This is a genomic window from Alkalispirochaeta americana (assembly GCF_900156105.1).
Taxonomy (GTDB): Bacteria; Spirochaetota; Spirochaetia; order DSM-27196; family Alkalispirochaetaceae; genus Alkalispirochaeta; species Alkalispirochaeta americana.
Map to the genome: position 1 here is coordinate 1 of NZ_FTMS01000006.1, position 26,275 is coordinate 26,275.

Annotated in this window: 22 protein-coding genes; 10 read left to right on the forward strand and 12 right to left on the reverse strand. The window is 58.9% G+C overall.

The genetic code is table 11. From position 1 onward, the window contains the following. Window positions 1–420: 420 nt before the first annotated feature. The 3 genes from BW950_RS05470 (at window position 421) to BW950_RS05485 (ending at window position 3,912) form a co-directional block, all read left to right on the forward strand. Window positions 421–1,500 (forward strand): transaldolase family protein, encoded by a 1,080-nt coding sequence (locus BW950_RS05470; protein ID WP_076488295.1) that lies wholly within the window; start codon window positions 421–423, stop codon window positions 1,498–1,500. A gap of 57 nt (window positions 1,501–1,557) precedes the next feature. After that, a complete protein-coding gene (locus BW950_RS05475; protein ID WP_076488296.1) occupies window positions 1,558–2,940 on the forward strand; it encodes an aldehyde dehydrogenase family protein in 1,383 nt (460 codons plus the stop codon). Between the two features lie 240 nt (window positions 2,941–3,180). Then, on the forward strand, window positions 3,181–3,912 hold the full coding sequence (locus BW950_RS05485) for a FadR/GntR family transcriptional regulator (protein WP_076488298.1): 732 nt from the start codon (window positions 3,181–3,183) through the stop codon (window positions 3,910–3,912). On the opposite strand, the gene BW950_RS05490 is transcribed toward BW950_RS05485, so the two are convergent. The 4 genes from BW950_RS05490 to BW950_RS05505 all read right to left on the reverse strand — a co-directional run bounded on the left by BW950_RS05490 (window position 3,896) and on the right by BW950_RS05505 (window position 7,805). After that, complete coding sequence (locus tag BW950_RS05490) at window positions 3,896–4,678, reverse strand: glycerophosphodiester phosphodiesterase (RefSeq protein ID WP_076488299.1); 783 nt, start codon at window positions 4,676–4,678, stop codon at window positions 3,896–3,898. The two genes, BW950_RS05485 and BW950_RS05490, sit on opposite strands and share 17 nt — an antisense overlap. A gap of 11 nt (window positions 4,679–4,689) precedes the next feature. Continuing rightward, complete coding sequence (locus BW950_RS05495) at window positions 4,690–5,532, reverse strand: carbohydrate ABC transporter permease (protein WP_234969028.1); 843 nt, start codon at window positions 5,530–5,532, stop codon at window positions 4,690–4,692. Then, window positions 5,525–6,403, reverse strand: coding sequence for a carbohydrate ABC transporter permease (locus tag BW950_RS05500; protein ID WP_076488301.1), 879 nt, complete (start codon window positions 6,401–6,403; stop codon window positions 5,525–5,527). The genes BW950_RS05495 and BW950_RS05500 overlap by 8 nt, the downstream gene beginning before the upstream one ends. A 142-nt stretch (window positions 6,404–6,545) precedes the next feature. Beyond that, window positions 6,546–7,805 carry an extracellular solute-binding protein gene (locus BW950_RS05505; RefSeq protein WP_076488302.1) on the reverse strand — a complete coding sequence of 420 codons (1,260 nt, stop codon included), beginning with the start codon at window positions 7,803–7,805 and terminating at the stop codon, window positions 6,546–6,548. 237 nt (window positions 7,806–8,042) lie between these two features. Between BW950_RS05505 and BW950_RS05510 the strand changes: the two genes are divergently transcribed. After that, the gene (locus tag BW950_RS05510) at window positions 8,043–9,038 is read left to right on the forward strand and encodes a sugar phosphate isomerase family (protein WP_076488303.1); all 996 of its coding nucleotides are present in this window, start codon (window positions 8,043–8,045) and stop codon (window positions 9,036–9,038) included. 86 nt (window positions 9,039–9,124) lie between these two features. After that, on the forward strand, window positions 9,125–9,955 hold the full coding sequence (locus BW950_RS05515) for a FadR/GntR family transcriptional regulator (protein ID WP_234969029.1): 831 nt from the start codon (window positions 9,125–9,127) through the stop codon (window positions 9,953–9,955). Between the two features lie 174 nt (window positions 9,956–10,129). On the opposite strand, the gene iolD is transcribed toward BW950_RS05515, so the two are convergent. From iolD to BW950_RS05535, 4 genes are all read right to left on the reverse strand, one after another. Continuing rightward, window positions 10,130–11,995 carry a 3D-(3,5/4)-trihydroxycyclohexane-1,2-dione acylhydrolase (decyclizing) gene (gene iolD / locus BW950_RS05520; RefSeq protein WP_076488304.1) on the reverse strand — a complete coding sequence of 622 codons (1,866 nt, stop codon included), beginning with the start codon at window positions 11,993–11,995 and terminating at the stop codon, window positions 10,130–10,132. A gap of 133 nt (window positions 11,996–12,128) precedes the next feature. Beyond that, entirely contained in the window at window positions 12,129–12,974 is an 846-nt protein-coding gene (locus tag BW950_RS05525) for a 5-deoxy-glucuronate isomerase (RefSeq protein ID WP_234969030.1), read from the reverse strand. A 234-nt stretch (window positions 12,975–13,208) separates the two neighbouring features. Beyond that, complete coding sequence (gene iolG, locus BW950_RS05530) at window positions 13,209–14,234, reverse strand: inositol 2-dehydrogenase (RefSeq protein WP_076488305.1); 1,026 nt, start codon at window positions 14,232–14,234, stop codon at window positions 13,209–13,211. Between the two features lie 28 nt (window positions 14,235–14,262). After that, the gene (locus BW950_RS05535; RefSeq protein WP_083943759.1) at window positions 14,263–15,297 is read right to left on the reverse strand and encodes a LacI family DNA-binding transcriptional regulator; all 1,035 of its coding nucleotides are present in this window, start codon (window positions 15,295–15,297) and stop codon (window positions 14,263–14,265) included. Between the two features lie 269 nt (window positions 15,298–15,566). Between BW950_RS05535 and BW950_RS05540 the strand changes: the two genes are divergently transcribed. Together BW950_RS05540 and BW950_RS05545 are read left to right on the forward strand one after the other, a co-directional pair. Beyond that, window positions 15,567–16,466, forward strand: coding sequence for a sugar phosphate isomerase/epimerase family protein (locus tag BW950_RS05540; RefSeq protein ID WP_076488307.1), 900 nt, complete (start codon window positions 15,567–15,569; stop codon window positions 16,464–16,466). Window positions 16,467–16,579: 113 nt separating this feature from the next. Continuing rightward, the gene (locus tag BW950_RS05545) at window positions 16,580–17,779 is read left to right on the forward strand and encodes a CobW family GTP-binding protein (RefSeq protein WP_076488308.1); all 1,200 of its coding nucleotides are present in this window, start codon (window positions 16,580–16,582) and stop codon (window positions 17,777–17,779) included. A gap of 92 nt (window positions 17,780–17,871) precedes the next feature. On the opposite strand, the gene mltG is transcribed toward BW950_RS05545, so the two are convergent. Continuing rightward, complete coding sequence (mltG, locus tag BW950_RS05550) at window positions 17,872–18,903, reverse strand: endolytic transglycosylase MltG (RefSeq protein ID WP_076488309.1); 1,032 nt, start codon at window positions 18,901–18,903, stop codon at window positions 17,872–17,874. 112 nt (window positions 18,904–19,015) lie between these two features. Here mltG and BW950_RS05555 point away from each other — a divergent pair, with 112 nt between their 5' ends. From BW950_RS05555 to BW950_RS05565, 3 genes are read left to right on the forward strand one after another with little or no spacing between them, the layout of a single operon-like run. Then, the gene (locus tag BW950_RS05555) at window positions 19,016–19,546 is read left to right on the forward strand and encodes a hypothetical protein (protein WP_143559132.1); all 531 of its coding nucleotides are present in this window, start codon (window positions 19,016–19,018) and stop codon (window positions 19,544–19,546) included. A 4-nt stretch (window positions 19,547–19,550) separates the two neighbouring features. Further along, window positions 19,551–21,488: an aminodeoxychorismate synthase component I gene (gene pabB / locus BW950_RS05560; protein ID WP_076488311.1), complete on the forward strand. Its 1,938-nt coding sequence runs from the start codon at window positions 19,551–19,553 to the stop codon at window positions 21,486–21,488. Beyond that, window positions 21,478–23,163: a glutaredoxin family protein gene (locus tag BW950_RS05565; RefSeq protein ID WP_143559133.1), complete on the forward strand. Its 1,686-nt coding sequence runs from the start codon at window positions 21,478–21,480 to the stop codon at window positions 23,161–23,163. The genes pabB and BW950_RS05565 overlap by 11 nt, the downstream gene beginning before the upstream one ends. Here BW950_RS05565 and BW950_RS05570 read toward each other — a convergent pair. The 3 genes from BW950_RS05570 to BW950_RS05580 are packed head-to-tail and all read right to left on the reverse strand — an operon-like array spanning window position 23,111 to window position 26,149. Further along, the gene (locus BW950_RS05570) at window positions 23,111–23,992 is read right to left on the reverse strand and encodes a glycerophosphodiester phosphodiesterase family protein (protein WP_076488313.1); all 882 of its coding nucleotides are present in this window, start codon (window positions 23,990–23,992) and stop codon (window positions 23,111–23,113) included. The genes BW950_RS05565 and BW950_RS05570 overlap by 53 nt on opposite strands. Then, on the reverse strand, window positions 23,989–24,852 hold the full coding sequence (locus BW950_RS05575; protein ID WP_076488314.1) for a DUF368 domain-containing protein: 864 nt from the start codon (window positions 24,850–24,852) through the stop codon (window positions 23,989–23,991). Before BW950_RS05575 ends, BW950_RS05570 begins: the two co-directional genes overlap by 4 nt. Beyond that, window positions 24,842–26,149 carry a deoxyguanosinetriphosphate triphosphohydrolase family protein gene (locus BW950_RS05580; protein ID WP_234969031.1) on the reverse strand — a complete coding sequence of 436 codons (1,308 nt, stop codon included), beginning with the start codon at window positions 26,147–26,149 and terminating at the stop codon, window positions 24,842–24,844. The genes BW950_RS05575 and BW950_RS05580 overlap by 11 nt, the downstream gene beginning before the upstream one ends. Window positions 26,150–26,275: the final 126 nt, after the last annotated feature.

Below are 26,275 nucleotides of genomic sequence, written 5' to 3' on the forward strand. Positions count from 1 at the left end.
TCCCGCGCGGTGTGCTTCCCCTTCTGGTGCTGCTGTTCTATCCGCGCTTCCCCGCCGCCAAGGCGGACCTGCTCCCGGATCGTCTTCATATGCTGAATCGCTTCTCGGTTTCCCACTGTCTTCACTCCTTGTTTCTCTACGCTACGCCCTCTTTGTTCATATGTCAAGATTATCAGACAATCAACATCTGATTTGCCGTCCTCCTTCCCCGAAGCCCCTCTTTATGAGGCCTTCAGGACCGGACCTTGAAATTTCGGGATTGACAACGGGGAAATATGATATATAATCCGTTTATCAGACAAACCAAATGACGGATAACCAGAGGTCCGGTTGCATGCACAACGCCTCTGGCTATTGAATACGAGGCAGCGGCTCAACACCCTGGCTGCCCGAAGATGAAAAATCACGGAGGATGAAACGATGAGTGCCTATCAAAGCCCCCTGCACGAAATGAGCCAGACAACCCCTACAGACTACTGGAACGATTCAAGCGCCACGGACGAATTGGAGTACGGGATACAGCACGGCGCGGTGGGGGCCACCACAAACCCTGTCATTGTGGTGGACGTCCTCAAAAAGAGCTTTTCCGACTGGGAAGGCCGCATCCGCGAGATCATCGGGGAACTCCCCACCGCCACCGAGGACGATATAGCCTGGAAACTGATCGATGAAATGGCCATAAAGGCGGCCAAATTGCTTGAACCTGTCTTCGAGAAGACCGGTGGAAAAAAAGGCCGCCTCTCCATGCAGACCAACGCCAAGTTCTATCGGGACGCCGAAGCGATGGTGAAGCAGTCCCTTCATTTTGCCCAGGTTATCCCGAATCTGAACGTGAAGATGCCCGTCACCGAGGCCGGTGTAAAAGCGATTGAAGAGGTCACCTATCACGGGATAAGCGTGAACGCCACGGTCTCTTTCACCGTTCCCCAGGCTCTTGCCGTGGCCGAAGCGGTTGAGCGGGGCCTGAAACGCCGCGAAGCCGAGGGACTGGACAACTCCAAAATGGCTCCCGTTTGTACCATCATGGTGGGGCGCACCGACGACTGGATGAAGGTTGTCACCAACAGGGAAAACATCATCGTGAACCCCGATTACCTGGAATGGGCCGGTGTCGCGGTCTTCAAGAACGCCTACCGGATCTACCAGGAAAAGGGCTACACCACCCGACTTCTGGCGGCTGCCTACCGAAACCACTACCACTGGTCCCAGTTCATCGGAGGCGACGTGGTTCTTACCATTCCCTGCAAGTGGGCCAAACGCTTTAACGGCTCCGACGTGACCGTGGAAGAGCGCATGAGCAAACCCGTGGATCCGGCGATCATCAAGGAACTTTCCTCAAAGATTGAAGATTTCCGCCGCGCCTACGAACCCGACGGGATGACCCCTGCCGAGTTTGACACCTACGGGGCAAACGTTCGCACCCTGCGACAGTTCATTGGCGGATATGCCGAGCTGTGTCAGATCATCCGGGATCTGATGATCCCGAACCCTGACAAATAACCTGACAAATACAAAGCCGGGAAGAGCCCAAGAGAATACGAGGAAAAGGACAGAATCATGAGCATAGTACAGGAAAAACTGGCCCGTGCGCGGGCAGCACAAAAGCAGATAGAACACTACTCCCAGGAAGAGATCGACGCCCTGGTGGCGGCGGCCGGCTGGGAGATCTACAAAACCGAGAGCGCCGAGGCCTGTGCCCGCCTTGCCCACGAGGAAACCGGCCTGGGAGTCTATGAAGACAAGCTCCTGAAGCACCAGAAAAAAATTCTGGGAACCCTGCGGGATCTTCACGGGGTAAAGTCCGTGGGCGTTCTTGAGGAAGATCCCGAAAAAGGTCTGATCAAGATCATCAAACCCGTGGGTGTGGTGGGAGCGTTGATCCCTGTGACCAACCCCACCTCCTCGGTGGGAGGAAACGGTTTGGCGATCCTGAAAAACCGCAACGCCGTTATCTTTGCTCCCCACCCCAAGGGTAAGGGATGCTCCGGCCTGGCGGCACAGAAGCTGCGCGACGGAATCCGGAAGGCTGGAGGCCCCGAAGATCTGGTTCAGTGGATCGAGGAGCCCACGGTGGATCTCACTCAGGAGCTGATGGAAGTGGTTGATCTGGTGGTTGCCACGGGCGGCCCCGGCATGGTGAAAGCCGCCTACTCCAGCGGAACCCCCGCCTACGGCGTGGGCGCAGGAAACGCCGTGGTGATCGTTGACGAGACAGCCGACAGAAAAGACGCTGCAAAAAAGATTGCCCTGGGCAAGACCTTTGATAACGCCACGAGTTGCTCCGCCGAGAACTCCCTGGTGATCGAGTCCTCGATCTACAGCGCCATGGTGGAAGAGCTGAAGCAGCAGGGTGGATACCTTTGCAACGCCGAGGAGAAGGCCAAGCTGAAAGCTGCCATGTGGCCCGACGGCCACACCCTGAACAGGGCCGTTGTCGCCCAAAGCGCCGGAAAAATCGCGAGTCTCGCCGGGTTCTCCGTTCCCGAGTCAACCCGGTTCATTATGGTGGAGGCCGGGAAGGTAGAACCCCAGGAACTCTTCGCCGGGGAGAAGCTCTCGGTGGTGATGACCCTCTGGAAATACAGCGGGTTTCCCCAGGCGATTCAGTTCGTTCAAGATATCACGGCTTTCTCCGGCTACGGTCACTCCTGCGGTATTCATACCACCCGGGATGACCGCATCATGGAGCTGGGCCTCCAGGCACCGGTAAGTCGTATCATGGTTCGCCAGGCCCAGAGCGCCGCCAACAGCGGAAACTACGATAACGGCATGCCCTTCTCTCTTACCCTGGGGTGCGGAACCTGGGGCGGCAACATGACCACGGAAAATATCGCCTACTGGCATTTCCGGAATGTCACCTGGGTGTCCAAGCCCATTCCCGCTGTTCTCCCCGACGAGGAGAAAATTTTCGGGAACCATTGGGCAACGCTGGGCCGATAGATTGTGCAGTATTTCCCGCAGGGCCTTTTCGGCAGGGCTCTGCGGGAACCTCCTGATCCCTACCCTGCCGTGCAGCAGGGTAGGGTTTTTTTTGGCCCTGACCATGGCCTTGACCATGGCCTCGCTCCAGGCGATCTGCGGTGGTCACGGTCAGAATTGTATGATAAAGTTTTATCGCGATTAGGTGTTTTGTATTCCTGCCGGCGGTTAATCGCTTACATTGATATTTTGGGGGATCCGATGGATTTGTACTCATCGACCGAGAACGCGCATATTTCGCAACAAACCGTTGTTGCCCAGGTTATGGCTCACCTCAAAGAAGTTATCGCCTCGGGAAAATACCGCCCCGGCGACCGCCTCCCCACGGAAAAAGAACTCTCCGAGATGCTCGGTGTGGGGCGATCTTCTGTTCGTGAGGCCATTAAGGTTTTTCAGCATCTTGGTGTTGTGGAGTCCCGGGCAGCAAAAGGGACATTTCTCCGGGAACGGGCAAACATCTCATCCGAAGCGATCGCCTGGGCTCTGCTCCTGGGGGATGATGACCTTCAGGACGTGATGGAACTGCGCGAAGCGATCGAAAGCGTCTGCTTTGCCCGCCTCACCCAGGAGCTTGCCAGCGGTTCCGATTCAGCCCGACAGGTGCTGAAAGCACTCCAGGAGCAAGTCTCCGTGATGGAACAGGCGGCGGCCACCAACCAGGTACAGGATCTGGTGGAGGCCGACTACCGTTTTCACGGCCACATTGTCCGGGCAGGCGGAAACCAGCTCTTCCGGGCGCTCTACTCCAGTCTCCACGCCTTTCTGAGTGAGGAGATCCGTTCGTCCTATACCGAGATGTCAGAACTTTCCGAGGCAGCCCGGGATCACGCCGAGATCGTGGAGGTCATCCAGAAGCGATCTCCCGAGCAATCCTGCCTGCGCCACCGGGAGCATTTCGAGCGCACCCGGAAGCTGCTCAAACTGAACGTATAGCGGCAGAAGCGCACCCCTCCTGTTCCGGCAGGAGTCCCTGAAGCCCCATGAGCTTCCGGGGCTCCATGGTGGTGATCGAGGAAACCCCCTGGCCGATTAAATCCTCCATGGTTTCCTTGTCGTTCACTGTCCAGACAGAAACCGGGAGAAACCGCCGGTGGGCGTAGTCCACCAGAAAGGGCTGGCACAGGCGGTGGTGAAGATTGATCCCGCAGCATCCTGCTTCGCGGGCGCTCCGGCAGGTTAATCGAGCGTAGGCCTCGTAATCCTCCATGGCTAGGGGAATGTCCTGGAGCTCCGAGGCGTTGAGCATCACCTGCAACCGGGGGAACTCCCCGGTGATCATCCTTGCCCACTCGGCGTTGCACCCCGTAAAGACCACACCATCCTCCAGGCTCCACGACGAGAGGAGCCTCCGAATATAGCCAAGGCTTCCGGGGTCTTTCAGATCAAGATTGACAAGACAGGACTTACCCTTTGCCAGAGAAAAGATCTCTTCCAGAGAAGGAAGCAACTCTGGCTCATCAGCCATGAAGGCCCGGGCCTCTTCGTAGGTGCAATCGGCAATGGAACGCCGATCGCCCCGGGAGTTGGTCAGCTCTTCATCGTGATGGAGCACGGGTATCCCGTCGCGACTGCTCCTGATGTCCACTTCTATCAGGTCAGCCCCCGCTTCTATTCCGGCAAGAAAGGACTCCGCCGTGTTTGCCCTGGTGTTCTCGCACCCTGTGTGGGCTGTAACCAGTACCCGCTGCGAATATTTCATAGAGACTGACCTCACTTCAAGCTCATGGAGAAACCCTGGGTTAGCTGCCGGTACACCAGGTTCGAAAAAACAAGAATCGGCAGCGACGCCATCAAACCAATCGCCATGAGTTCACCCCACTGGGTTGAGTACTCCCCGATATACCGCGAGATCACCACCGGCAGAGTGAGAAGCCGGGGCGTGCGTACAAAGAGCAGGGCAAAGAGAAACTCGTTCCAGGCGAGAATAAGACTGAAAATCGACGTGGCAATCACACCGGTTCTCACCAGGGGAGCCACAATAGAGACCAGAACCCTCCCCGGAGAAGCTCCATCGATCATCGCCGCTTCCTCGAACTCCAGGGGCAGGGACTTCAGAAAGCCGTAGATAATCCATATGGAGTAGGGAAGCGTATAGATCTGGAAGGCAATGATCAGCCCCGCCAGGGTGTTGATCAACCGCACCTGGTTAAAAACGGTAAAGAGCGGAACCGCCAGAACGATGGGAGGCAATATTCGAACCACCAGGACCCAGATCAGGAAGAGCCGGTTGATCTTCAGGGGAAACCTGAACCGCACCAGGGCGTAGGAAGCGAGAAAGGCCAGGACGATCGACGAAGCGGTTGAAGAGACTGCCACAACCACGGTGTTGTAGAAGTTCCGCCAGATCCCGGCAGAAAAGACGTTTCCGTAATTCTGCAGGGTCGGTGTTTGGGGGAAAAACGTGGGAATGGGGCTGATCACCTCCCGAGGGGTCTTCAGGGAGGTGTTCACCATCCAGTAGATTGGGGCAACAATGACTGCCAGAAAGGCCACCAGAGTGATCCAGAAGAGCGCTCTTTGCAGGTAGAAACGAAATCGGTACATCTCAGTCATCCTCCCGGAGCAGTTTTCGGACATAAAAGAGGGCAAGAAAGGAAACAAAGAAGAGCGTGATCACCGACGCTGCGCTGGCCCGCCCAAAGTTGAAAAAGGAGAAGCCCTCGCGGTAGATAAAGAAGGAGAGGGTCTGGGTCGCGTTGGCGGGCCCTCCGCCGGTTAATGCGTAGACCTTGTCAAAGAGCCGGAAGGTGTCCAGGGTTCTGAGCATGAGCACCAGCAGGATCTGTCCCGAAAGAATGGGCAGCGTTACCTTGAAAGCGATCTGGGAGGACCGGGCTCCGTCTATCCGAGCCGCCTCGAAGAGCTCCCTGGGAATGGAGCTCATGCCAGCCTGGATGATCAGGAAGGCAAAAGGGGTCCATTGCCAGATGTCCACCAGAATGATGGAAAAGAGGGCCATCTGTCTGTCCGTGAGCCATCCCACGGGGGCAACCCCCAGAATCCCCAAAAGATAGTTAAAGAGCCCTATCTCGTAGTGATAAAAGATCTGCCAGATAGCGCAGATCACCATGGTGGAGATGATCATGGGGAAGATGATCACCAGCGAAGCTGCCCGTTTTCCCCGGAAATCCCGGTAGAGCAAAAACGCAATAAGCACTCCCAGAAAAACTTCCAGAAAACTGGCCCCAAAGGTGAAAAGCACCGTATTCTGGAAGGATCGCTGAAAGAGTTCCTCGCCGATTATCCGGCTGTAATTTTCAAATCCGATAAACAGTCGCGATCCCGTGATAAAATCATACTCGTAGAAAGAATCGCGCAGAATTGTCCCGATTGGGTAGGTTGTCAAAAAAAGAATGATGATCAACGCCGGCGCAAAAATTGCGTAGAAAAAAGCGTTGTGGGCCAACCGATCTGTGTTTCTCATGGTCTGTCTATTCCTTTGGAAGTTCCTTTGGACGCCCCGGGAATCCTCTATGAAGGACCCGGTCGGGCTCCCCCGAAGAGGGGAGAGACCCCGGAGATCCTTTCCCGAGAAAGGAGACGCTCCGGGGTCAGGTATGAAAACGTTACCGCAGAATCTCCGTTACCCGCCGCTGGATCTGCTGCAGAGCCTCTTCGGCAGAAACCTCGCCCACCAGCGCACGCTGGAGATAATCACCGAAGGTGGTCTCTATCTGGGGCCAGTAGTCGGTTCTGGGACGTACGGATCCTGAGATCTGTCCCGCCAGCTGAGCCGGATACCAGGGATATTTTTCCTGGAGTCGGGAAATATGATGCACACTATGACGTGTGGGAGGAATCCCTGTCTCATCAGCCATCATTTCCTGCACGGGCGCACTGGTGAGATACTGGATAAAATCAAAGGCAGCATCGATGTTCCGGGAATCCCGGGGGATGCCCACCATCCAGGCACCGATCATGGACGAAGAGCCCTTGACCTGACCCGGATGAGCTGCGATCGAGACTTGTCCCACCACGTTCGACTGCTCGGGGTTTTCCAGATCTCCGATCCAGCCCGGCCAGACCTCGATAGCCATGGCACCGGCACCGGACATAAGCGCATCACGCACCTGGGTGGACTGGTAGGCGGTAACTCCGGCGGGAGCGTACTCGGCCAGCTCCAGAAAGAACTCCACCGCTGCCAGCGCTTCCGGCGTGTCAAAGGCAGGCTTTCCATCGACCAGAATATCGGCACCAAAGGCCCAGAAGAGCGGCAAGAACCCTGTCACGATGGGGTTGCCCTGGACACCGCGAAAGAGCACCGGCACGGTGTCGTCACCCTCGGCGGCAACACGCTGCGCGATATCAAGAACATCACTCCAGGTATCGATCGCGCTGTAGCCATAGCGTGCAGCAATATCGTGACGATAGGCAAAGAGAGCTACGTTTCCTACGTGAGGCAGGGCGTAGAGATCACCCGAGGGATGGGGATAGCGTCCCACGTTCACCATGTTCTCCACCAGATCGGGGTCGATCTCCAGACCCTTTTCCCGGTAGAGGGTGTCCAGATTCACAAGCCATCCTGCCTCCTGAATTCTGGGGAGGAAGGGGTCATCCACCAAAAGAACGTCGAACGCACCCGTTCCACCCCGAAGCTCGATAACAGTTTGCTCCATGAGCTCCGCCCCGGAGAGCTTGAGAATTTCAAAGCGCACATTCGGGTTCTGGCGGGTATACTCCTGCGTAGCAAGCTCCATGGCCGTTCCAAAGGCCCCGTCACGACCGGCAATAGTCAGGGTGGTAACCCCTTCTTCCCTCTTTCCGCCGGCAAAAACCGTTGCTGCACAAAGCATCAGCACAACCAGCACCAAACACATCCGTTTCATCACAGATACCTCCTCATGGATTGTTCCATATTGTAGGAAAATCCTACCATGACATAGTCAAGAACCCCAGAAAATACTTCCTGATTCTTAATAGCCTGATTTAGCGATATAACTATTAAACGTATATTAGCTTAATGACTATTTTCTTGCGTAATCCTTCGTATCGTGCTTCAATCTCTACATATGCGACATCACGCTGAAAAGAAACCCCAACGCCTGAAGCGTAAAGAGCTGGTTATGGGTGTCCTCTACCACTTCTCGGAGATCTTTGAATCCAGCGATGCTGAATCGATCTGGGATATCGCCATTCCCGTGGAGGATCTCTGCACCCATCTGAAAGACCGGTTCGGGGTTGAGTACAGCAGTAATCAGTGGGTATATACGCAACTGCGACGCTACGAGGACGAGATCGGAGCTCGGCTTTTTGAAAAGAAGGCCCGCCGCGATGTGAATACCTTCCGGGTTTCCCTCCACCGGGAGATGCTGGAGTTCATTCAAAAGCAACACCTCTACGTCCCTCAGAAGATCAAAGCCGCCCGGGGGGCTTACGACAAAATCCTCTCGACAATCCCTGCTCCGCAGGATACCTCCACAGGGGCCTCCTCCCGTGATATCTCGGTGCTTCTCGGGGCCGGGAGCACGGTGTATCATCTGGCAAGTATCTTCATCGACCATCAGCACAGCACCGACCGGACCTTCTCGCTGCACACCCATAATGCAGGGATTTTGCCCATGCTCCTGGGGCAGCACGTGGATCACCGAAAACTTTCAGTGGTAACCGCAGGTGGCGTTCTTGATCCGGTAACCCGCACAATTCTGGGGGACCCCGAGAAATCTTTCACCAGGAAGAGCTTTGATTTTATCGTGCAAGGCACCTCCCAGGTCTGGGGAGAGGATCTGTTTATCGAATCCCGTCAGGAGCAGCGGATCAAGCGGGCCATTCTTAACGATTTTGAGGGATGCAAAATCCTGGTGCTCACCAAACACGAGTTTCAGGACCATCCCATGCCCGGGGTGGAGCCCTACGGGAAGATCAGCGATTACGAGTACGTGATCGTGCCCCGCAGTATCCAGGATCACCCTCCAAAAAAACACGATCGGTGCTTTGAAGAATCTCTGGGCAAACTTGAACCGGAGATCATGAACTGGAATTACTGCATCCTCAAGGTCAAAAAGGATCACGAAAAAAACAGGGAGACAGCGGCAGGAACCGGGCTCCATGAAAAGACGTAAAATTTAGAATGACAAATGTCCAAACCCTGCTGTACAATAATATGTTCAGATAGTCTGATTATAATATACTTACGCGCGGAGGCCCTATGAACCATTATCTTGAAGAAGAAACCCCCATCGCGCAACGAACAGTAGTTGCGCAAGTCATGGCTCGGCTCAAAGACCTGATCGCCTCCGGACATTATCGGCCCGGCACCCGCATTCCCACAGAGAAGGATCTTGCCCAGATGTTCGGGGTGGGCCGGTCTTCAATCCGGGAGGCGATCAAGGTATTCCAGCACCTGGGGGTCCTGGAATCCCGCACCGCCAAGGGGACCTATGTCCGGGGGCGAGCCCACGTCTCGTCCGAGGCAATAACCTGGGCGTTGCTCCTGGGAGAGGACGATCTTCGCGATGTTCTGGAACTGCGCGAGGTGATAGAAAACATCTGCTTCAGCCGCTTGGGCGAATCCCTGACCAAGGCCGATCCAGGGGCGCTAAAAACCCTGGAGATGCTGGATCAGCAGATCCTCATCATGGAAGAGGCCGCAGAACACCACGAGATCAGCCGCATGGTGGAGGCCGACTACCGGTTCCACGAGCTGATTGTGGAGGCCGGCGGAAACAGGCTCTTCTGTGCCCTCTATGCAAGTCTCCACGCCTTCATGAGCGAGGAGATCCGGACCTCCTACATCAAGATGCAGGATCTTCACGAGGTTGCCCTGGATCATGCCGATATCGTGCGAACCCTTCGCCTGGAAGCTCCGGCAATAGCCCTCCGCCGCCATGGCCGCCACTTCAGAAGAATCAGAAAACTCCTGCACCTTCCTTCGACTGCCCCGGGAGGTTCCGCAGACCGGGCGCTTCCCGAGGCGACTGCACCCGAGGTAACTGCACCCGAGGCAGCGTCCCTGGAACCAACGGCTCTGGCAACATAAAGCCCCGACTGACCTCTCCGGCAATCTGTCCAGGAGGCTCGGGCCAGGTGTCCCTGTCCAGGCGGCTCTGTCCAGGCAGCTCTGTCCAGGCGGCCAAAAAAAACAGCGCCCCGGCCCGAGAGAGGCGGAGCGCTGCATTCCCATGGCCCCGGGATACACCCGGGGGGCAGGAATCTAGAAGAGTCGAACCTGCTTCAGGTGATCCTTCAGATCCTTGTGCGCAGCCTGAACGGTGGGACTCGCTGAAACTTCCGGAACCCCGACACGCCACCAGCTCTCGTACCCGTGAGTCATGGACTTCTCCGTGACTTTCACATCGATCAGAACGGGACCGTTCACCTTTTTTGATTCAGTCACGGCCTGGCGGAGCTCCTCCAGGGTGCTTACGCGATAGGCTGTAACGCCATATCCCTCGGCAATTTTGGCGTAGTCCACCTCCAGGTAGTCACCCAGGAGCTTTCCCTCCGGCCCCTGCCGCTTGCGCCACTCGTTGGCATAGCTGGAAATTCCCTGATTGGTCTGCAGGTTGTCGATTACCTGGAATCCGTGGTTATCAAAGAGCACCACCGTAAAGGGGACCTGCTCCTGCACAGCCGAGAGAAGCTCGCTGTGGAGCATGACAAACCCTCCATCTCCTACCAGGGAGTACACCCTCTGGTTCGGGAGCGCCAGCTGCGCACCGTAGGCTGCGTTGATCTCGTAGCCCATGCAGCTGAAGCCGTATTCCATGTGATAGGTATCCCGGTGACGGCATCGCCAGACCCGCTGCATATCTCCAGGAAGGCTTCCCGAGGCACTCACCACCACGTCCGAGGGATCCAGGAGCTTCTCGTTGAGTTCGCCCAGAACTCTGGTCTGACTGAGCCCCTGGGGATCTTCCTCGCTGTAGAGGCGGTCCACTTCCGTGGTCCAGGCCTCCCGGGCCTGGCTGACCTCGGTGGTGTAGGCGCTGCGGTATCGACGATCGCGAAGCTTCTGTGCAACCTGGTTCAGCACCTCCCGGGCATCGCCCACGAAGGACTCGGCGTCCATCTTGAAGGAATCGAAGGAGTTGATATTGATCGCTGCCACTTTGAGGTCCGGGTTCTGAAAAGCGATCTTGCTGGCCGTGGTGAAGTCCCCCAGGCGGGTTCCGACGGCGATGAGCAGATCGGCATCGCGGGCGATCACGTTTGCCGCCTCGCCTCCCGTTACACCGATACCGCCAAGGTTCCAGGCGTGATCCCAGGCGAGGGTACCCTTTCCTGCCTGGGTTTCCCCGAAGGGAAGGCCAAACTCTTCAGCGATCTTCCCGAAGGCCTCGCGGGCCTCGGAGTAGCGAACCCCGCCACCGCAGATCATGAGGGGTTTCTTGCTGCCTGCAACAAGATCGGTCAGTCGTTCCAGAGCGTTTTCCGGGAGCTGCGGCCGGTTCACCCGATGCACCCGCTTGCGGAAAAAGCTCTCGGGATAATCGTAGCTTTCAGCCTGGGTGTCCTGGGGGATTCCGATGGTGACAGCGCCGGTCTGGGCAGGGTCTGTGAGAACCCGCATGGCGTGAATGAGAGAACTCATGAGCTGCTCGGGACGCGATACGCGGTCCCAGAACTTGCTCACCGGTTTGAAGGCGTCGTTGGCGGTAACGTTCAGGTCGAACTCGTTCTCTACCTGCTGAAGAACAGGATCGGGCTGGCGGCACGCGTAGGTGTCGCCCGGCAAAAAGAGCACGGGAATGCGGTTTACCGTGGCCGTAGCGGCGGCGGTTACCATGTTGAGCGCTCCCGGACCTACCGAACTGGTTACTGCATAGATTTGCCGCCGGTTCTGCTGCTTGGCAAAGCCGATCGCCGCGTGGGCCATGGCCTGCTCGTTCTTTCCCTGGCGGAAAACCAGATTGTGCTCGGTTTCCACGATGGCTTCGCCTAATCCGACCACGTTTCCGTGCCCGAAAATTCCGAAAATTCCCTCGACAAACTTGTACTCCTGCCCGTCAGCTTCCAGATACTGGTTATCCAGAAAGCGCAAAAGCGCCTGGGCCATGGTCATGCGAACCGTTTTCATCGGCTTCTCCTTGGGGTATCGTTGAAATAGGGTGTTATTGTCCGTGTGTACCACGTCACCCGTATGTGCCGCATCACTTCTGTGCGGAACCTCTGCCGGTCCTTCTTCTGCACCGGTTCCTTCTCCCGACTGATCACGATCCCTGGTGATCCATCACCTCTTCAAGGGAGGCATCGGGCCAGATCGGGGCATCTCCATTCATCACCCAGGTGTGCTCTTCCTGAAAGATCCGGGAATCCGGCCCAAACCGGTCCTGGGGCAGATGGGGGATCATCCAGATGTAGTACATGGCGTAGCCCGGTGCCGCCGTCTGCGGATGAGGAACGTTGGAGTCGATCGTGACGGTGTCACCGTTGGTAACGCGATACACCTCGTCGCCCACTTGGGAAAAACCAAACCCCTGGGTGGGAAAAAACCGGTAGTGGTATACCTCGGGCTGGGCATGGACATGGGGGGGATAGCTGGACCATTTTCCGGGATAGTTGATCACCTCTCCCAGAACCATGCCGCTCTCGGGGGCCGTGGCCGCATCGAAGATGGTGCGAACCGTGCGGGTACTGGTATCCTGGAGCGTTCCCTCGCCGAAACGGTCCGAGCGGTATTCCCCGGGTTGCCAAAGGCGGGGAGCAAAGGCCTTTGTATTGCCCACGGACTGCAGGGCGATCTCGACGCCCTCGGGTCCCGCTGTAAGGGTTGCTTCGGCACCGGCGCAGAGATGAAGCGCCGAGGGGTCTTCGTCGAGGAGACTCCGGCGCGTACACTGGCTTGACCGGGCCGCCCCGCCCTCGCTCCAGGCGAAGGTTACGGTGCCTGTCATGAGCAGAAAGGCCCGTTCCCGGGGGTCGCTGTTTGTCCAGACTTCTCCGGGAGAGAGCCGCAGGATGGCGAAGTCCATCAGCATATCCTGATAGGGTCCGTCTTCTGCAATTATGTGATTCATGCCCGCAGATAACCGGGCTCCGCTTTGAATGATTGCCATGGTCTTTGCTCCTTGCTGGTGGTTACGCGCCCACACAGGCGCTATGGTAATATCAGATAGTCTGATATTACCATATAACCGGCACCAGTCAACCCCTGGCCTGCTTCCGGAGGCATGTCCGGGCCAGGGGCCGGGCACCACTCCGGGCACAGGGAGCCGGAACAGGCCGGCAGGACCGGGATATCCCGATCCTGCCTCCCTGCCGGGTTTGGTCCGGCAGATCTGCGCCGGGAGTTAGCGGACCTCGGAGATCTCCACCACCCGCTTCTCTTCCAGGGACTTCTTGGCGGCCATGGCCAGGTACATCGGCTCCAGGCCGTCGATACCGACCACGGGCGGAGTGGTTCCTTCGCGCAGAGCCTTCACAAAGGCCTCGGACTCGATCAGGAAGGATTCGTTGTACCGCTCCAGGAAGAACCAGAGGGGTTTCTCCTTGCGGCTTCCCTCGACACCGGTGATCTCGATGGTGGCAGGAAGGTCGTTTTCGGTGCGGGCCATCCCGGCAGATCCAAAGACCTCAACCCGCTGATCGTAGCCGTAGACAGCTTTCCGGCTGATGTCGATCACGGCGATCGCTCCGTTCTCGAGCCAGAGGGTCACCACGGCGGTATCGATATCACCGGCCTTCCCGATTTCGGGATCAACCAGCACAGCACCGGCGGCGGAAACGGCCTTTACCTCGGAACCCGAGAGAAACCGAACCATGTCCAGATCGTGGATCATCATGTCCAGGAAGATGCCGCCCGAAACCTTCACGTACTCCGCCGGGGGGGGCTCGGGATCACGGCTGGTTACCTTGATCATATGGAGATCACCCACTTTGTTGTCGAGAATGGCCTGTTTCACCGCTGCAAAGTTGTGATCAAAGCGGCGGTTAAAGCCGATCTGAAGGGTCACGCCCGCGTTCTTGGCAACTTCCAGAGCGTTCTTGACCTTTTCCACGTCCAGGTCGATCGGTTTCTCGCAGAAGATGTGCTTTCCTGCTTTTGCAGCATCCACCAGAAAATCGGCGTGGGTGTCGGTGCTGGAGCAGATGTATACTGCGTCCACCTTGTCGTGGTTCAGAACCTTTGCGGGGTCGGTGTAGCGCTCGGTGATACCCAGCTCATCGAGCCATTCTGTGGCGCGATCCACGTAGGGGTCTGCTACACACACCACTTCGACTCCCTGGACACGCTGGACCAGGTTTTTTGCGTGGACGTACCCGATCCGTCCTGTTCCAATCACACCAATACGAATAGAATCTTTTTTTTCTGCCATGTTTTCCTTCCTTTCGGCTTTATGGGTCTCATCGGCGTTCGCAGCCGGGGCTGCTTTCCCGAAGGATGAGCTGGGGCTGAAGCGCAACGTGTCGGGGCTGGTGGGCCCGGCCCCGACTTTTATCTTCGATCATCTCGATCAGACGCTCGCAGGTCATGAAGGCAACCTCTTCCGAGGGTTGCCGTACCGTGGTGAGCGAGGGGTGCAGGCTCTCTGCCAGAGGGATGTCGTCGTAGCCCACCACGGGAAGATCCCGGGGAACCGAGACCCCTTCAACGGTCAGGGCCTGCATTGCGCCGATCGCCATAAGATCGTTCATGGCAAAGAGGGCGTCGCACCGGTTTAGTTCTGCCTGGTGGGCCAGAACCAGACGAAACCCTCCCTTGATCGAGGGTTCGCCCGGGATGATCCGAATCTCCGCAGACGGTTCTGCCAGGGCCAGGGCTTTCTCCATTCCCCGCAGGCGCTGCTCGAACTCGAGCCCCAGGGCCGGATCCCCCAGGACGACGATCTTCCTGTGGCCACGGTTCAAAAAATGATCCCCCACCAGCATGCCGCCCTTCTCGTGATCCACATAGACCCAGTCCACGTCGGGACGGGGCTCGGGAGGCGGATAGTGAGAGAAGACGTAGGAGGTGCGCGTCTCCTGAAGGTAGTGCTCGGTCTCCCGCTCCAGGCAGGAGCCCATGATAATGAGACCGTCCACCTTTTTCCGCCGCACTATGCGCGTCACGTTGTCACTCCCGTCGAAACGGTTGCGCGCAAACCCCACGATGAGGTCGAGGCCGGCCCGTTCCAGGGCGCGCCGCAGGGCATTGTGGAGACCGCTATGGTAGAGTTGCATATGAAACTCGTCGTACTCGTCGGGAAGGATGACCCCGATGGTGCCCACGCTTTGAGTGACCATGCCCCGGGCCCCCGAGTTGAACTCGAACCCCCGGTCTTCGGCGATCGCCTTGATCCTGCGCCTGGTTGACTCCGCAACCAGGGGGCTGTCGTTGAGACTGCGGGAGACCGTGGAAACGCTGACCCGGGCAATCCTGGCGATATCCTTGATCGTCACCAGCTCTGCTCCGGGATGTTTCTCTCTTCGGGGTGCTTCACGATTGATCTGTTCATGGTCTACTCACGATACGTCACAGCTTAGGGCCGAATTCCCCGACAGTCAAGGAATTTTTTGCAAACGTTTCCAAAAAATTCCTTGCGCGTTCGGCTTCTTGGGCCTATACTGCTCCCAGACGCTTCGGCTGTGCTCCAGGATTGCAAGATCCCCGGCCACCGGAGCGCGTGGCCACGCCACCCGCAACAGGACATCACGGAAGGAGACCAGAGATGATTAAAGTAGGAAATGCCCCCTGCTCATGGGGCGTACTGGAGTTCGAGCTTGAGGGAGAGACCGCAGGATACGAGCAGTTTCTCAAGGAACTCAAGGATACAGGATACGAAGGAACAGAGCTGGGTGACTGGGGATATATGCCCACCGACCCTGCAAAGCTTCGGGAAGAGCTGACCAGCCGGGAGATCGACCTGGTAGGCGCCTTCGTGCCGGTGGCGCTCTGCGACGAGAACGCTCACGCCGAGGGGATCGAGGTGGGAATCAAAACGGCAAAGCTCATGGCCGATGCCGGTTTCAAGGATGCCTTTATCGTTCTGGCCGACAACAATGGCTCCGTTCCCGCCCGAACCAAGGCCGCTGGCCGGGTAACACCCGATCTGCTTCTCCCCGAGGAGGGCTGGAAGAACGTACGCGCCGGAGTTGAGTCCTTTGCACGCCAGGTGCGGGACAAGACAGGGCTGCGCACGGTTTTTCATCATCACTGCGCAGGTTATGTGGAAACCCCCGGTGAGATCGAACGCCTTCTGATGGATACTCCCGCAGACGCCCTGGGTCTGGTCCTTGATATGGGCCACTACCGCTTCGGTGGCGGCTATCCCGAGGCGGCAATCAAGCTCTTCTGGGACCGCATCCAGCACATCCATTACAAGGACTGCTCCGCAGCAGTTGCCGCTGCATCCCGGGAAAAGGGATGGGACTACTTCGAGTCGGTCCAGAACGGTGTGTTTTGCGAACTCGGCAAGGGCGTAGTGGATTTTGAGGCGATCACCCAGGAGATCCGCCGCCGCAATTACGAGGGCTGGATTGTTGTGGAGCAGGACGTTCTCCCCGGCATGGGAAGCCCCGTTGACTGCGCCCGGCGCAACCGGGAATACCTGAAGAGCCTCGGTCTCTAACAGAACCGGCTGTACAGCACCCTTTCCGGCGCCGCACCGTACCCTCCTTCGGTGCGGCGCCTTTGTCTGTCCGACCGCTATCAACATTTGAAGTTCTTTGCTATGCTTCCTCCATGATTCCCATTACTGTTGTAACCGGATTTCTTGGATCCGGAAAAACATCCCTGATTGCACATCTTCTGGATAACACTCCCGATCGTTCGATCGCGGTAATTGTAAACGATATGGCTGCCCGCAGCGTGGACGCAGCGTTCCTGCGGGGCGGAGAGCATATTGCCATGGAGTCCGACGAGATGGTCCGCACCATCACCGGGGGCAGGGTCGGCGCAGGCAAGCTGGAGCTTCTCCTGGAAGAGATCAGGGCCCTGGCGTCCCGGGAACATCCACCCGAGGCAATCCTCCTGGAAACCTCAGGAGGATCACCCGCTCTGGCGCTGGCCGAGGCACTCCGGCAAGAGGAAGATCTGGCAGAACGGGTGCGGCTCGACACCATCATCGCCGTTGCCGACGGTGGAGCTCTCTCCCTGTGGTGGAAGGATCGCCTGCTCCGGCCAGTCCTGACCGATCAGATAGCGGCAGCGGATCTGGTGGTGCTGAACAAACTGGATCGCTCCACGGTCTTCTCCCGTCTGGGGGCACGGCGGATTCTCAAATCGATCCGGCGGGATATTACCTGGGTATCGACGGAGTTCGGCAGGGTCGATCCGGAGTTGCTGATAAACACGGGCCGCCGGAAAAACCATCCCGCTCCCTCCAGGGCACACCTGAGCAACCCCAACCACTACCCCCTGGTTGCTCGCCAGCTTGAAGAGCTTCGCCCCTTCCATCCGGAGCGGCTTGATCAATGGCTGAACCAGGAATGGCCCGGTATCGTTCGCATCAAGGGGTTCGCCTGGATCGCCACTGATATGGATCACGTCTACGTGATCGATGCAGCAGGGCTCCAGCGGGAGATCGGACTGGAGGGCACCTGGTACGGGGCGCTTCCTCCCGGGGAGGTCCCCCAAAACGATCTGATCCAGGAGGCCCTGAAGAGAGGGCCCCACCAGGATCGGCAGCAATCCATTACGGTGATCGGGGTTCCCGAGGCGGTGGAGCGGGAGATGAGGAATCTCAGAAATGCTCTTCTGAGCGGGACCGAAATGGATCGGGGTGCCCGGGGCTGGGCCTCTCTTCCCGATCCGATCATGCCTCAGTTTTCCTCCGATCAGACTTCCGGGCAAGCCCCCGATCAGGGTCCTGCCTCGCCGGAGGATGCCCTGAAACCTCTTTCGGAGGAGATTCCCCAGGAAGCGCTCTCGCCGACCCCCTGATCCGCGCGTGCCTTACGCCCCCTGGTTTTTCCAGAGGGGCGCAAAACGCGCATCGTCTCTTGCGGTTTCTAGTTTTGACTTGCTGTTAGCTGTTAATCCAGGTAACGAGCCTTGGCCGCCAGGTGATCCCGAAAGGTCCGAGAGAGAACGATCTCGTTGTTGGTCTTGTGAAGAAAAAAGAGGTACGCCGTGTCAGCCGGATGAACTGCCGCCAGAATGGCATCCATTCCGGGGTTTCCGATCGGCCCCGGCGGGAGCCCGGCGTTCCGGTAGGTATTGTAGGGGTGCTGAACCGCTGTGTCGGCAAAGGTGGGCTGCCGCCGGTTTGTTCCCAGGACATAGTTCACCGTTGCATCCGATTCCAGGCGCATGCCGATCTGAAGGCGGTGCCAGAAGACCCCGGCCACATCGGGCATTTCCCCAACGCCTGCTGATTCTTTCTGCACAATCGAGGCCAGAGTGATCACATCGTGCAGACGCCGTCCCTGGTCGGCTATTTCCTGACGCAACCGGGGCGAGACACGGTTTCCGAAAGTTCCAAGCATCCTGCGAACCACGCTCTCGGGAGTGCTTTCGGGGAATACCCGGTAGGTTGCGGGAAAGAGATACCCCTCCAGGAGATCCCCCTCTTCCAGAGCCTCCAGGAATGCCAGGTCTCTGTAGCGTTCCTGCATTACCGCCGCCTGGCGAAATCGATCTTCCTCAAAGAGGCCGATCTCTTCCAGGTGGATCGCGATGTGTTCCAGGGTCCAGCCCTCGGGAATGGTGATGGTGATTTCCTCGAAGACGGCGTTCCCCGCCACAATTTCACGCATGATCTCCACGGGAGCAAAAACGGGCGAAACCTGGTAGCGGCCAGCCTGGAGGCGGGTCTGATATCCCTGGTGACGGCCGTACCACTCCAGCAACCTGGCGCTGGGAACAAGCCCTGCCGCAGCAAGCTCTCTGGAGACTTGGCGCAACCCCTGGCCGGGGAGAACTTCAACAATAATTTCAGGAGCTTCCTGGGCGTCTCCTGTCCAGAGAGGGCTGTAGAGTTGCTGCCTCACAAAGAAGAGCCCCCCTGCAACCAGGAAAACCAGCGCCCCGACGACGCAGGCCCCGAGAATGATGATCTTTTTCATGGAAGACGTATTTTACTCGCCTTGCCCTCAGGGTACAACCTTCCAGGAGTTTTTTTCTGAGGAACCAGAGACCGTTTACCAGATGCCTCAAGAGAGGTATCCTCAGAATCTGATGAACTGCCACAAAGGGAATCTTATGGATGAGGGAACTCCGATCTACGGCCATTCCCGAGGTTACCGGATGCTCTCGGCAGTAGCACTGGCCGGAGCACTTCTCTCGATCACAACCCTGGTCAACTCCAGTCGCCCGCTTCTTCCCTACGGGGGGGCCGCTGTGGCCTTCAGCGTGCTCTTTCTCTTTTCCTGGTACCAGGCGGCCCGGCGCTCGGTGGTCATGACCATTCGGGAGGATGGTTTCGCGCTCTGCGACCCCGCCGTCGCCCTGGGAATGCTCCGGTTCGAGGAGATCCAGGAGATTCGCATTTACGCGACCCTGGATCGGCCCAAGGTGGCCTTCCAGGTGCGGGAACCACGAACCCTGCGTTGCCGGGAACCGTGGCTACTCCGGCTCGCCCTGTTCCCCCTCTGGACGCTGCGCCGATACCAGATCGTCCTGGAGCTGGACCGCTTTAACGATCAGATCATGGCAATAAAAACCACCGCCCTGAAGGCGGGCATCCCCGTGGTGAGCGAACTGGTTTGATCCTATGATCAGGGAGGCACTACTCAAGACGGCACCCACCCGATGGGAGCGGTTCTCGGACCCTCTGGAGACGGTCTTCGTCCCCCCCTGCGAACCCCGGGAGGCAGCCTGGAGAGTTCCTGCTGCCCTGGCCCGGCTCGAGGATCGTGCCGAAAAACTGCATCTTCCGGCGGTGGGGTTTATCTCGTACGAAGCGGGTTGCGCCTACGGGCTGGCGGTACACCCGCCGGCAGAAACGCCCCTTCTGTGCTTTACCTTCTTTGCCAGCCGGGAGCCCTTTCATCCCGGGGACCCGCCCCGGGGCGAGGGCTACACCACAGGCACCTGGGAGCCCTCTCTGGAGGCTCAGGCCTACAGGGAAAAGGTTCTCCGGGTAAAGGAGTATCTCGCTGCGGGTGAGACCTACCAGATAAACCTCACCTTTCCACTGCGAACATCCTTCTCGGGCGATCCCCGAGCCTTCTTCTTCGATATCTGCGCAGCCCAGGGCGGTGCCTACGCGGCCTTTCTGGAGATGGAGGGAGGTCAGGCTCTCCTCTCGGCCTCGCCGGAACTCTTCCTGCACCGCCAGGGGACACATCTGCAGGCCCTCCCCATGAAAGGAACCGCCCGGCGGGGCCGCACTCTCCGGGAAGACCAGGTCCATCTTGAACGGTTGCGCCATTGCCCCAAGGAGCGGGCAGAAAACCTGATGATCACCGATATGATACGAAACGACCTGGGACGGATCGCCCGGATCGGATCGGTGCGGGTGCCGGAACTCTTTTCCGTCGAGCGATACCCCCGGGTGCTTCAGATGGTCTCTTCCGTGACCGCCGAGTCCGAAGCTACCCTGCCGGACCTCCTGGAAGCAACCTTTCCCTGCGCCAGCATCACGGGGGCCCCGAAACAGCGCACCATGGAGCTGATCCGCACCCTTGAGGATGAACCCCGGGGGATATATACCGGTTCCGTGGGAATCATAGAATCAGGCCGGCGATTGCGCCTCAACGTGGCTATTCGAACGGTCCAGGTTGATCTGGCCACAGGCACCGCCCGGTTTGGCGTGGGAAGCGGGATCGTCTGGGATTCGGATCCTCATCGGGAATACCAGGAGTGTGCCACCAAGGCATCAATTCTGAGAGTTCCGGACCCACCCTTTGCGTTGCTGGAAACGGTTCGATGGAACCGCCTCCGGGGGGTGACCCGCTTTGAAGGGCACCTGAAACGGGCCAGGGAGAGCGCCCGCTACTTCAATATGACCCTTCCCCGGGAGTTCCGGGATCACACCAGCCTTCACGAGGCGATCAGCGCTGCCCTTGAACCGCCCCGGGAGACCTCCCCGAAAGATCCCCCGCAGGTCTCCCGGGACTGGCGGGTTCGTCTTATCCTGGGGCCGCGCCTGGAGATCGAGGGGACTCCTCTGCCGGAGGCGACCTGTTCTCCCGCCGAGGGTCAGCCCGGGGAGCCCCTTCCCCGGCGGCGCACTGCCCTGGCCACAAGTCCTGTCTCGCCGGATAATCCCTGGCTGTACCACAAGACCACCCGGCGGGAGCTCTACGAACACCATCTGGCCTCCCGTCCCGAGGCCGGGGAGGTGCTCCTTTTTAATACCCGGGGGAATCTCACCGAGGGGTGTACCACCTCGATCTTTCTGGAACGGAAGCCCCCCCATGCGGCCCGGCCCTACCTGGCCACGCCGCCCCTTTCCGAGGGGCTTCTGCCGGGAGTGTTTCGGGAGGAGCTGCTCCATCCGCCTCCGGGACGCCGCCCCTGGACCCCCAAGGGGATGCCTCTGGTGGAGGAGGTTCTCCCACTGCGCCTGCTTGAAGAAGTCCTGCAGGGCAAGGTATCGCTCTATCTGGGGAACTCCCTCCGGGGCTGGATGAAAGCGACCCTTGACGATTCGGTCCCACTGCCCCCTATACTCGAGGACTATGAAACCCAGGACAATGCGCTCTAGAACCGTGAGCGAGGCCGGCGGAGCTGGCAGGACCAGACGGATCGCCCAGGCCCTTTCCCTCGCCCTTCCCTTCCTGCTCGTCCTCGCGCCGTCCCTGGCGCCACCCCTGGGGGCCGAGACAAGGATACCCCTGACCTACTTCGGGGACATCAGCTGCGCCCACTGCGACACGATCCTGGAGCGGACGATCCCTGCCCTGGAGGATTTTTTCGGCGTTACCTTTGCTGTAGATGCCTACGATATTCTGAACCCCCGGGAGGAGGCCCGAGCTACGGAGATGCTGGCCCGGATGGACACCTCCTATCGGACACCGCCGGTGCTTTTTATCGGCAACAACGCCTACCAGGGAAACTACGCCATAGAGAAGATGCTGCCCCGGGAGGTGATTTTCTTTCTTGACCGGGAGGAGTTCAGGCCCTTTAACCCGGAGGCCATGGAAACGCGCCATCCCGGCACCATCGCTGCGGAACAAACCGGGACATCGAAATCCCCCGGGGCTCCGGGAGTCCTTCGCTTCTTCTGGGGCGTGGGATGCCCCCACTGCGAACTGGCAAAGCCGCTCCTGGACCGGCTGGAACAGCGCTACCCCCAGATCCGGATAGAACGCTACGAGGTGTTCCAGGACCAGGGCCACCACCAGATATTTCGCGAGACCCTTAACCACTACGGTCTTTCCAGCGCGGGCGTGCCCCAGTTTTTCTTTGAGGACCAGGCCTGGCTCGGCTTTAACGAGACTATCGCCCGGCAGATTGAAGAGGCCCTTCAGGGGGGAACCCCCTCCAGGGAACTGACCCTGCCCTTTTTTGGAACCCTCACTCCTGAAGGCACCAGTCTTGTGGCGATAACAGCGGCGATCGCCTTTGTTGACGGGTTCAACCCCTGCTCGCTCTGGGTGCTGACGCTTCTGCTGGGGCTTATAGCGCACAGCCGGTCCCGCAGGCGGATCCTGCTGGTGGGAGGGGTCTTCCTTCTGGTAACTGCCACGATCTACGGGGCCTTTATTCTGGGGCTTCTGAATATCTTCACCATCGCCGGAGCGTCTCTGCCCCTGCGGATTCTGGTGGGAACCATCGCCGTGGGCATGGGGATCATCAACGGCAAAGACTTCTTTGCCTTCCATCGGGGTTTCTCCCTGGCTATTCCCCAGGCTTTTCGCCGCCCGATCACCGCAGCGACCAGGGCTCTGGCGGTTACCACGGCATCGCCTGCGGGACTTGCGGGAATGACAGCCCTCTTTGCCGGAGGAATTGCCTTGGCAGAGTTACCCTGCACAGCGGGATTCCCCCTGATCTGGAGCCGCACCGTCACCAGTGCAGCCGGGAGCCAGGGGCTCCCGGGAGGGTTTTTTGCACTGCTCCTGACCCTCTATATCCTGGTGTATCTACTGATCGAGATAGGGATTGTGAGCACCGCCCTGGTAACACTGAATCGCCTCCGCTTTGGCGAGGGCCAGGCCCGGTGGATCAAGCTCCTGGGAGGCACGGTCATGATAAGTCTGGGGGGCTTTTACCTGGCCGATCCGGAGATCGCCAACTCCCTCGCGGGGGTCGCCACAATCTTTGCCGTTGCCCTGGCGCTGGCGGGAACACTGGCGATGATCGGGTTTCTTGCGCCAGCGATCGTCAGAGCCCTGCGTCGGTTGCGGCCGAAACAGCCAGATCGGGCCGATCAGTGATGATTCCCTGAACCCCCCGGGCCAGGAGCCGCCGCATCTGATCGGGGTCGTTCACCGTCCAGACGGCAAAAAACACCCCCCGATTCCGGGCCGCCCGGACAAAACGCCTGGTTGCCACGGGGACAAGCCCGCTCCGGGGCGGGACAAGCAGGGCTTCCCCGGGAGGAGTATAGAGACCCTCCGAGAAAAACCAGGCTGCCGCCATGAAGGGGATTACCTCGCCCTGCCCCAGATGAGTCGCAAGGCGGAAATCGCGGGTCCGCACCTGCTGAAGCACCTCCTGGTGGAAACTCCCCAGAAGGGTTGTCTCCTCCCGGCGGAACTCCTGAACCAGATCTACCACCGCATCGGTCAGGGCCGGGTTTGATTCCTTGATCTCCACCACCATGAGAACCTCCCGGGGGAAGGACTCAAAGACCTGGCGAAGGGAAGGAACGACCACGCCGGTGTCCCGCAGGCTCTCCCAGTGGTGGGCGGCATCCAGCTTTTGGAGTTCCTTCAGGGTGAACGAGCGAACTCGCCCGGTGCCGTCGGTCGTGCGATCTACGGTCTCGTCGTGAATCACCACGGGTTCGCCCTCGGCCGTTCCGTGAACGTCCATCTCCAGAACGTCAGAACCAATTGCGAGGGCACCGCGAAAGGCCTCCAGGGTGTTCTCGGGCCACAGCCCGGACCCGCCCCGATGGGCAATAACAGCAGCCCGATCCTGGGGGAGAGCCTGGAAAAAGGGGTGAACCCGAACAGACCGGGCCGTAAGGGCCAGAGAGATCCAGGCCCCTCCGGCAGCCGAGATCAGCACCACCGCTGCCCATAGAAGAATCCGTTTCATGAGCCCCTTCTCCTCTTTGCAAAACCCTCTCTGGCATCGGTCCCCAGGAGAATACTGGCTGCCCCGCCGAGCAGGAATCCTGCCAGATCGGCCAGAATCATGAACCCCGAGCCGAGACCGGGGAAAAGCGCCACAGCGCTTCCCAGGACAAGTCCGATGATCACCCAGTAGGTCTCCTCGTGAAAGCGCGCTAAAAGCGCCGCAATCAGTTTGGAGACCAGCACCACTCCCGCTCCCGTACCCAAAGCGAAAATCAGGATCACCGGAATATTCAGTGAACTGAAGCCCTCACGCAAGGTTCCGTACATTCCCATAAGCAGGAGCAGAAAACTTCCGCTTACCCCGGGGATAAGCATGGCAATACTCGCGATAAAGGCCGCCCCGAACAGCAGTGCTCCCGTGGCCGGATCGATCCGGACGATCGGCGGCGCCACCTCGGGCCGGGGCGCCAGCCCCATCCAGAGAACCACCGCCAGGCCGACGCAGAAGAGCAGCACCGACAGGGGCCGCAGCGAGGATGAGCCTGTCCGTCGGACCAGGGCAGGGGCGCTCCCCAGGATCAGCCCGATGAACCCGAAGGTGGTAGGACCGGGAGCATGGACCAGGAGAACTCCCAGCATCCGGGCAAAGAGGACGCTCCCCACCAGGACTCCTCCCACCAGAGGTAACAGGAAGAGCAGATTCTTCCGCCATCCCCCGGGACTCCCGAAGAAGTTGCCAAAGGCATCGATCAGCTCATCGTAAATTCCGGTTATCACGGCAATTGTCCCGCCGCTCACACCGGGGATAATGTTGGCGGCCCCAATTGCCAGCCCTTTAAGGAAGTTCGCCGGCGAGAGAGGTTTCTTTTCAAAGGTCATGGTTGCGTCCTTGCTGCTCTGGCGGCTTTGGCGGCTTTGGCGGCTCTGGCGGCTCTGGCGACGCTGGCTGCTCCGGCTGGATCCCGGAGGCCGCTGCTTCTTCGGCCGCCCGCGGTTCCCCCGAGTCTCTCCGGGGGGGCTCGATCCTCACCCCCAGTTCCAGGTGATCGTACTGGGAAAAGAACTGGCGCGGCATCATCAGCTCCTGAACGCTTTCGATCGCGAAATCGTCGGTCATACCTGCAAGGTAATCAAAAACCACCTGCTCCGGAGCAGAGGCCTCCTGCTCGTAAAACCCCCGCATCTTCTCCAGGTAATCCCCGAAACGGACCGCCAGGGTGTTGTGCTCCCGGCGATACCCCTCCTGATCAAGACCATGGCGATCAAAAATATCCCGCAGGTAGGCAAAGAGGGTAGAGAGAATGCGCTCGAAATACTGGTGGTATCCCGTGAGAGCGGGACTGGTATAGATATGGCGGTAATTGAAATCCTTCACCTGGACAAAGGCTTGATAGAAATCGTCGGAAAAACCCACCACTCCCGATTCGAGAGAGGTCCTGATCAGATCGTTCACCAGGGCGTCGATGATCTCGGCGTTGCTCGTGCCCAGAAGCCGCTGCCCCTCCCGGGGAATGTCCTCGGGGCGCACCATCCCCAGCTGCATGGCATCCTCCAGATCGCGGCCCAGATAGGCAATTTTGTCGGCCATGCGAACCACCACGCCCTCCCAGGTAGAAGGGAAATAATCCCGGGTGGTGATCGCCGAGAGGTCTTTTATCTGGTGATCCGGCTGGAGCTGCTGCTCGAACTTCTCACCGCAGTGGTTGATTATACCGTCCCGAACGGCGTAGGTCAGATTGAGGCCGCGCCCGTGGTTCGCCAGATGATCAACCACGCGAAGGCTGTACATTTCGTGGCGAAACTCCTGGCCGCCCCGGAGCCGGGAGAGGATTCGCTCACCCAGATGACCAAAAGGAGAGTGGCCCAGATCGTGCCCCATGCCGATCGCCCAGGCCAGGTCGACATCGAGATGAAGGGCCCGGCAGATCCCCGCGGCGATGGTGGAGACATGCATCACGTGCTCTATGCGTGTGCAGATATGATCGTTGCGGGGGGCAAAGAAAACCTGGGTTTTATGCTTCATCCGGCGAAAGGCGTAGCAATGGATGATCGCCGTGGTGTCCCGAAAAAAGTGCCCCCGCAGATCCCTGGCATCGCCCGGCCGGGGAACCGGACGCACCCGCAACTCCTCGGGGCCGAGCGTATTCTGGAAAAAGAGATTTCCCTCTGGATTCACAAGTCTGCTCCTTGAAACGATGCCACCGGCTCCTTGAGACGATGCCAAAAGACCTTTACAGGACCACAGAGTAGCGGGAAACCAGGGAGAGGACAACCTGCCGGGGCGTCTCCCCGGGTCAGATCG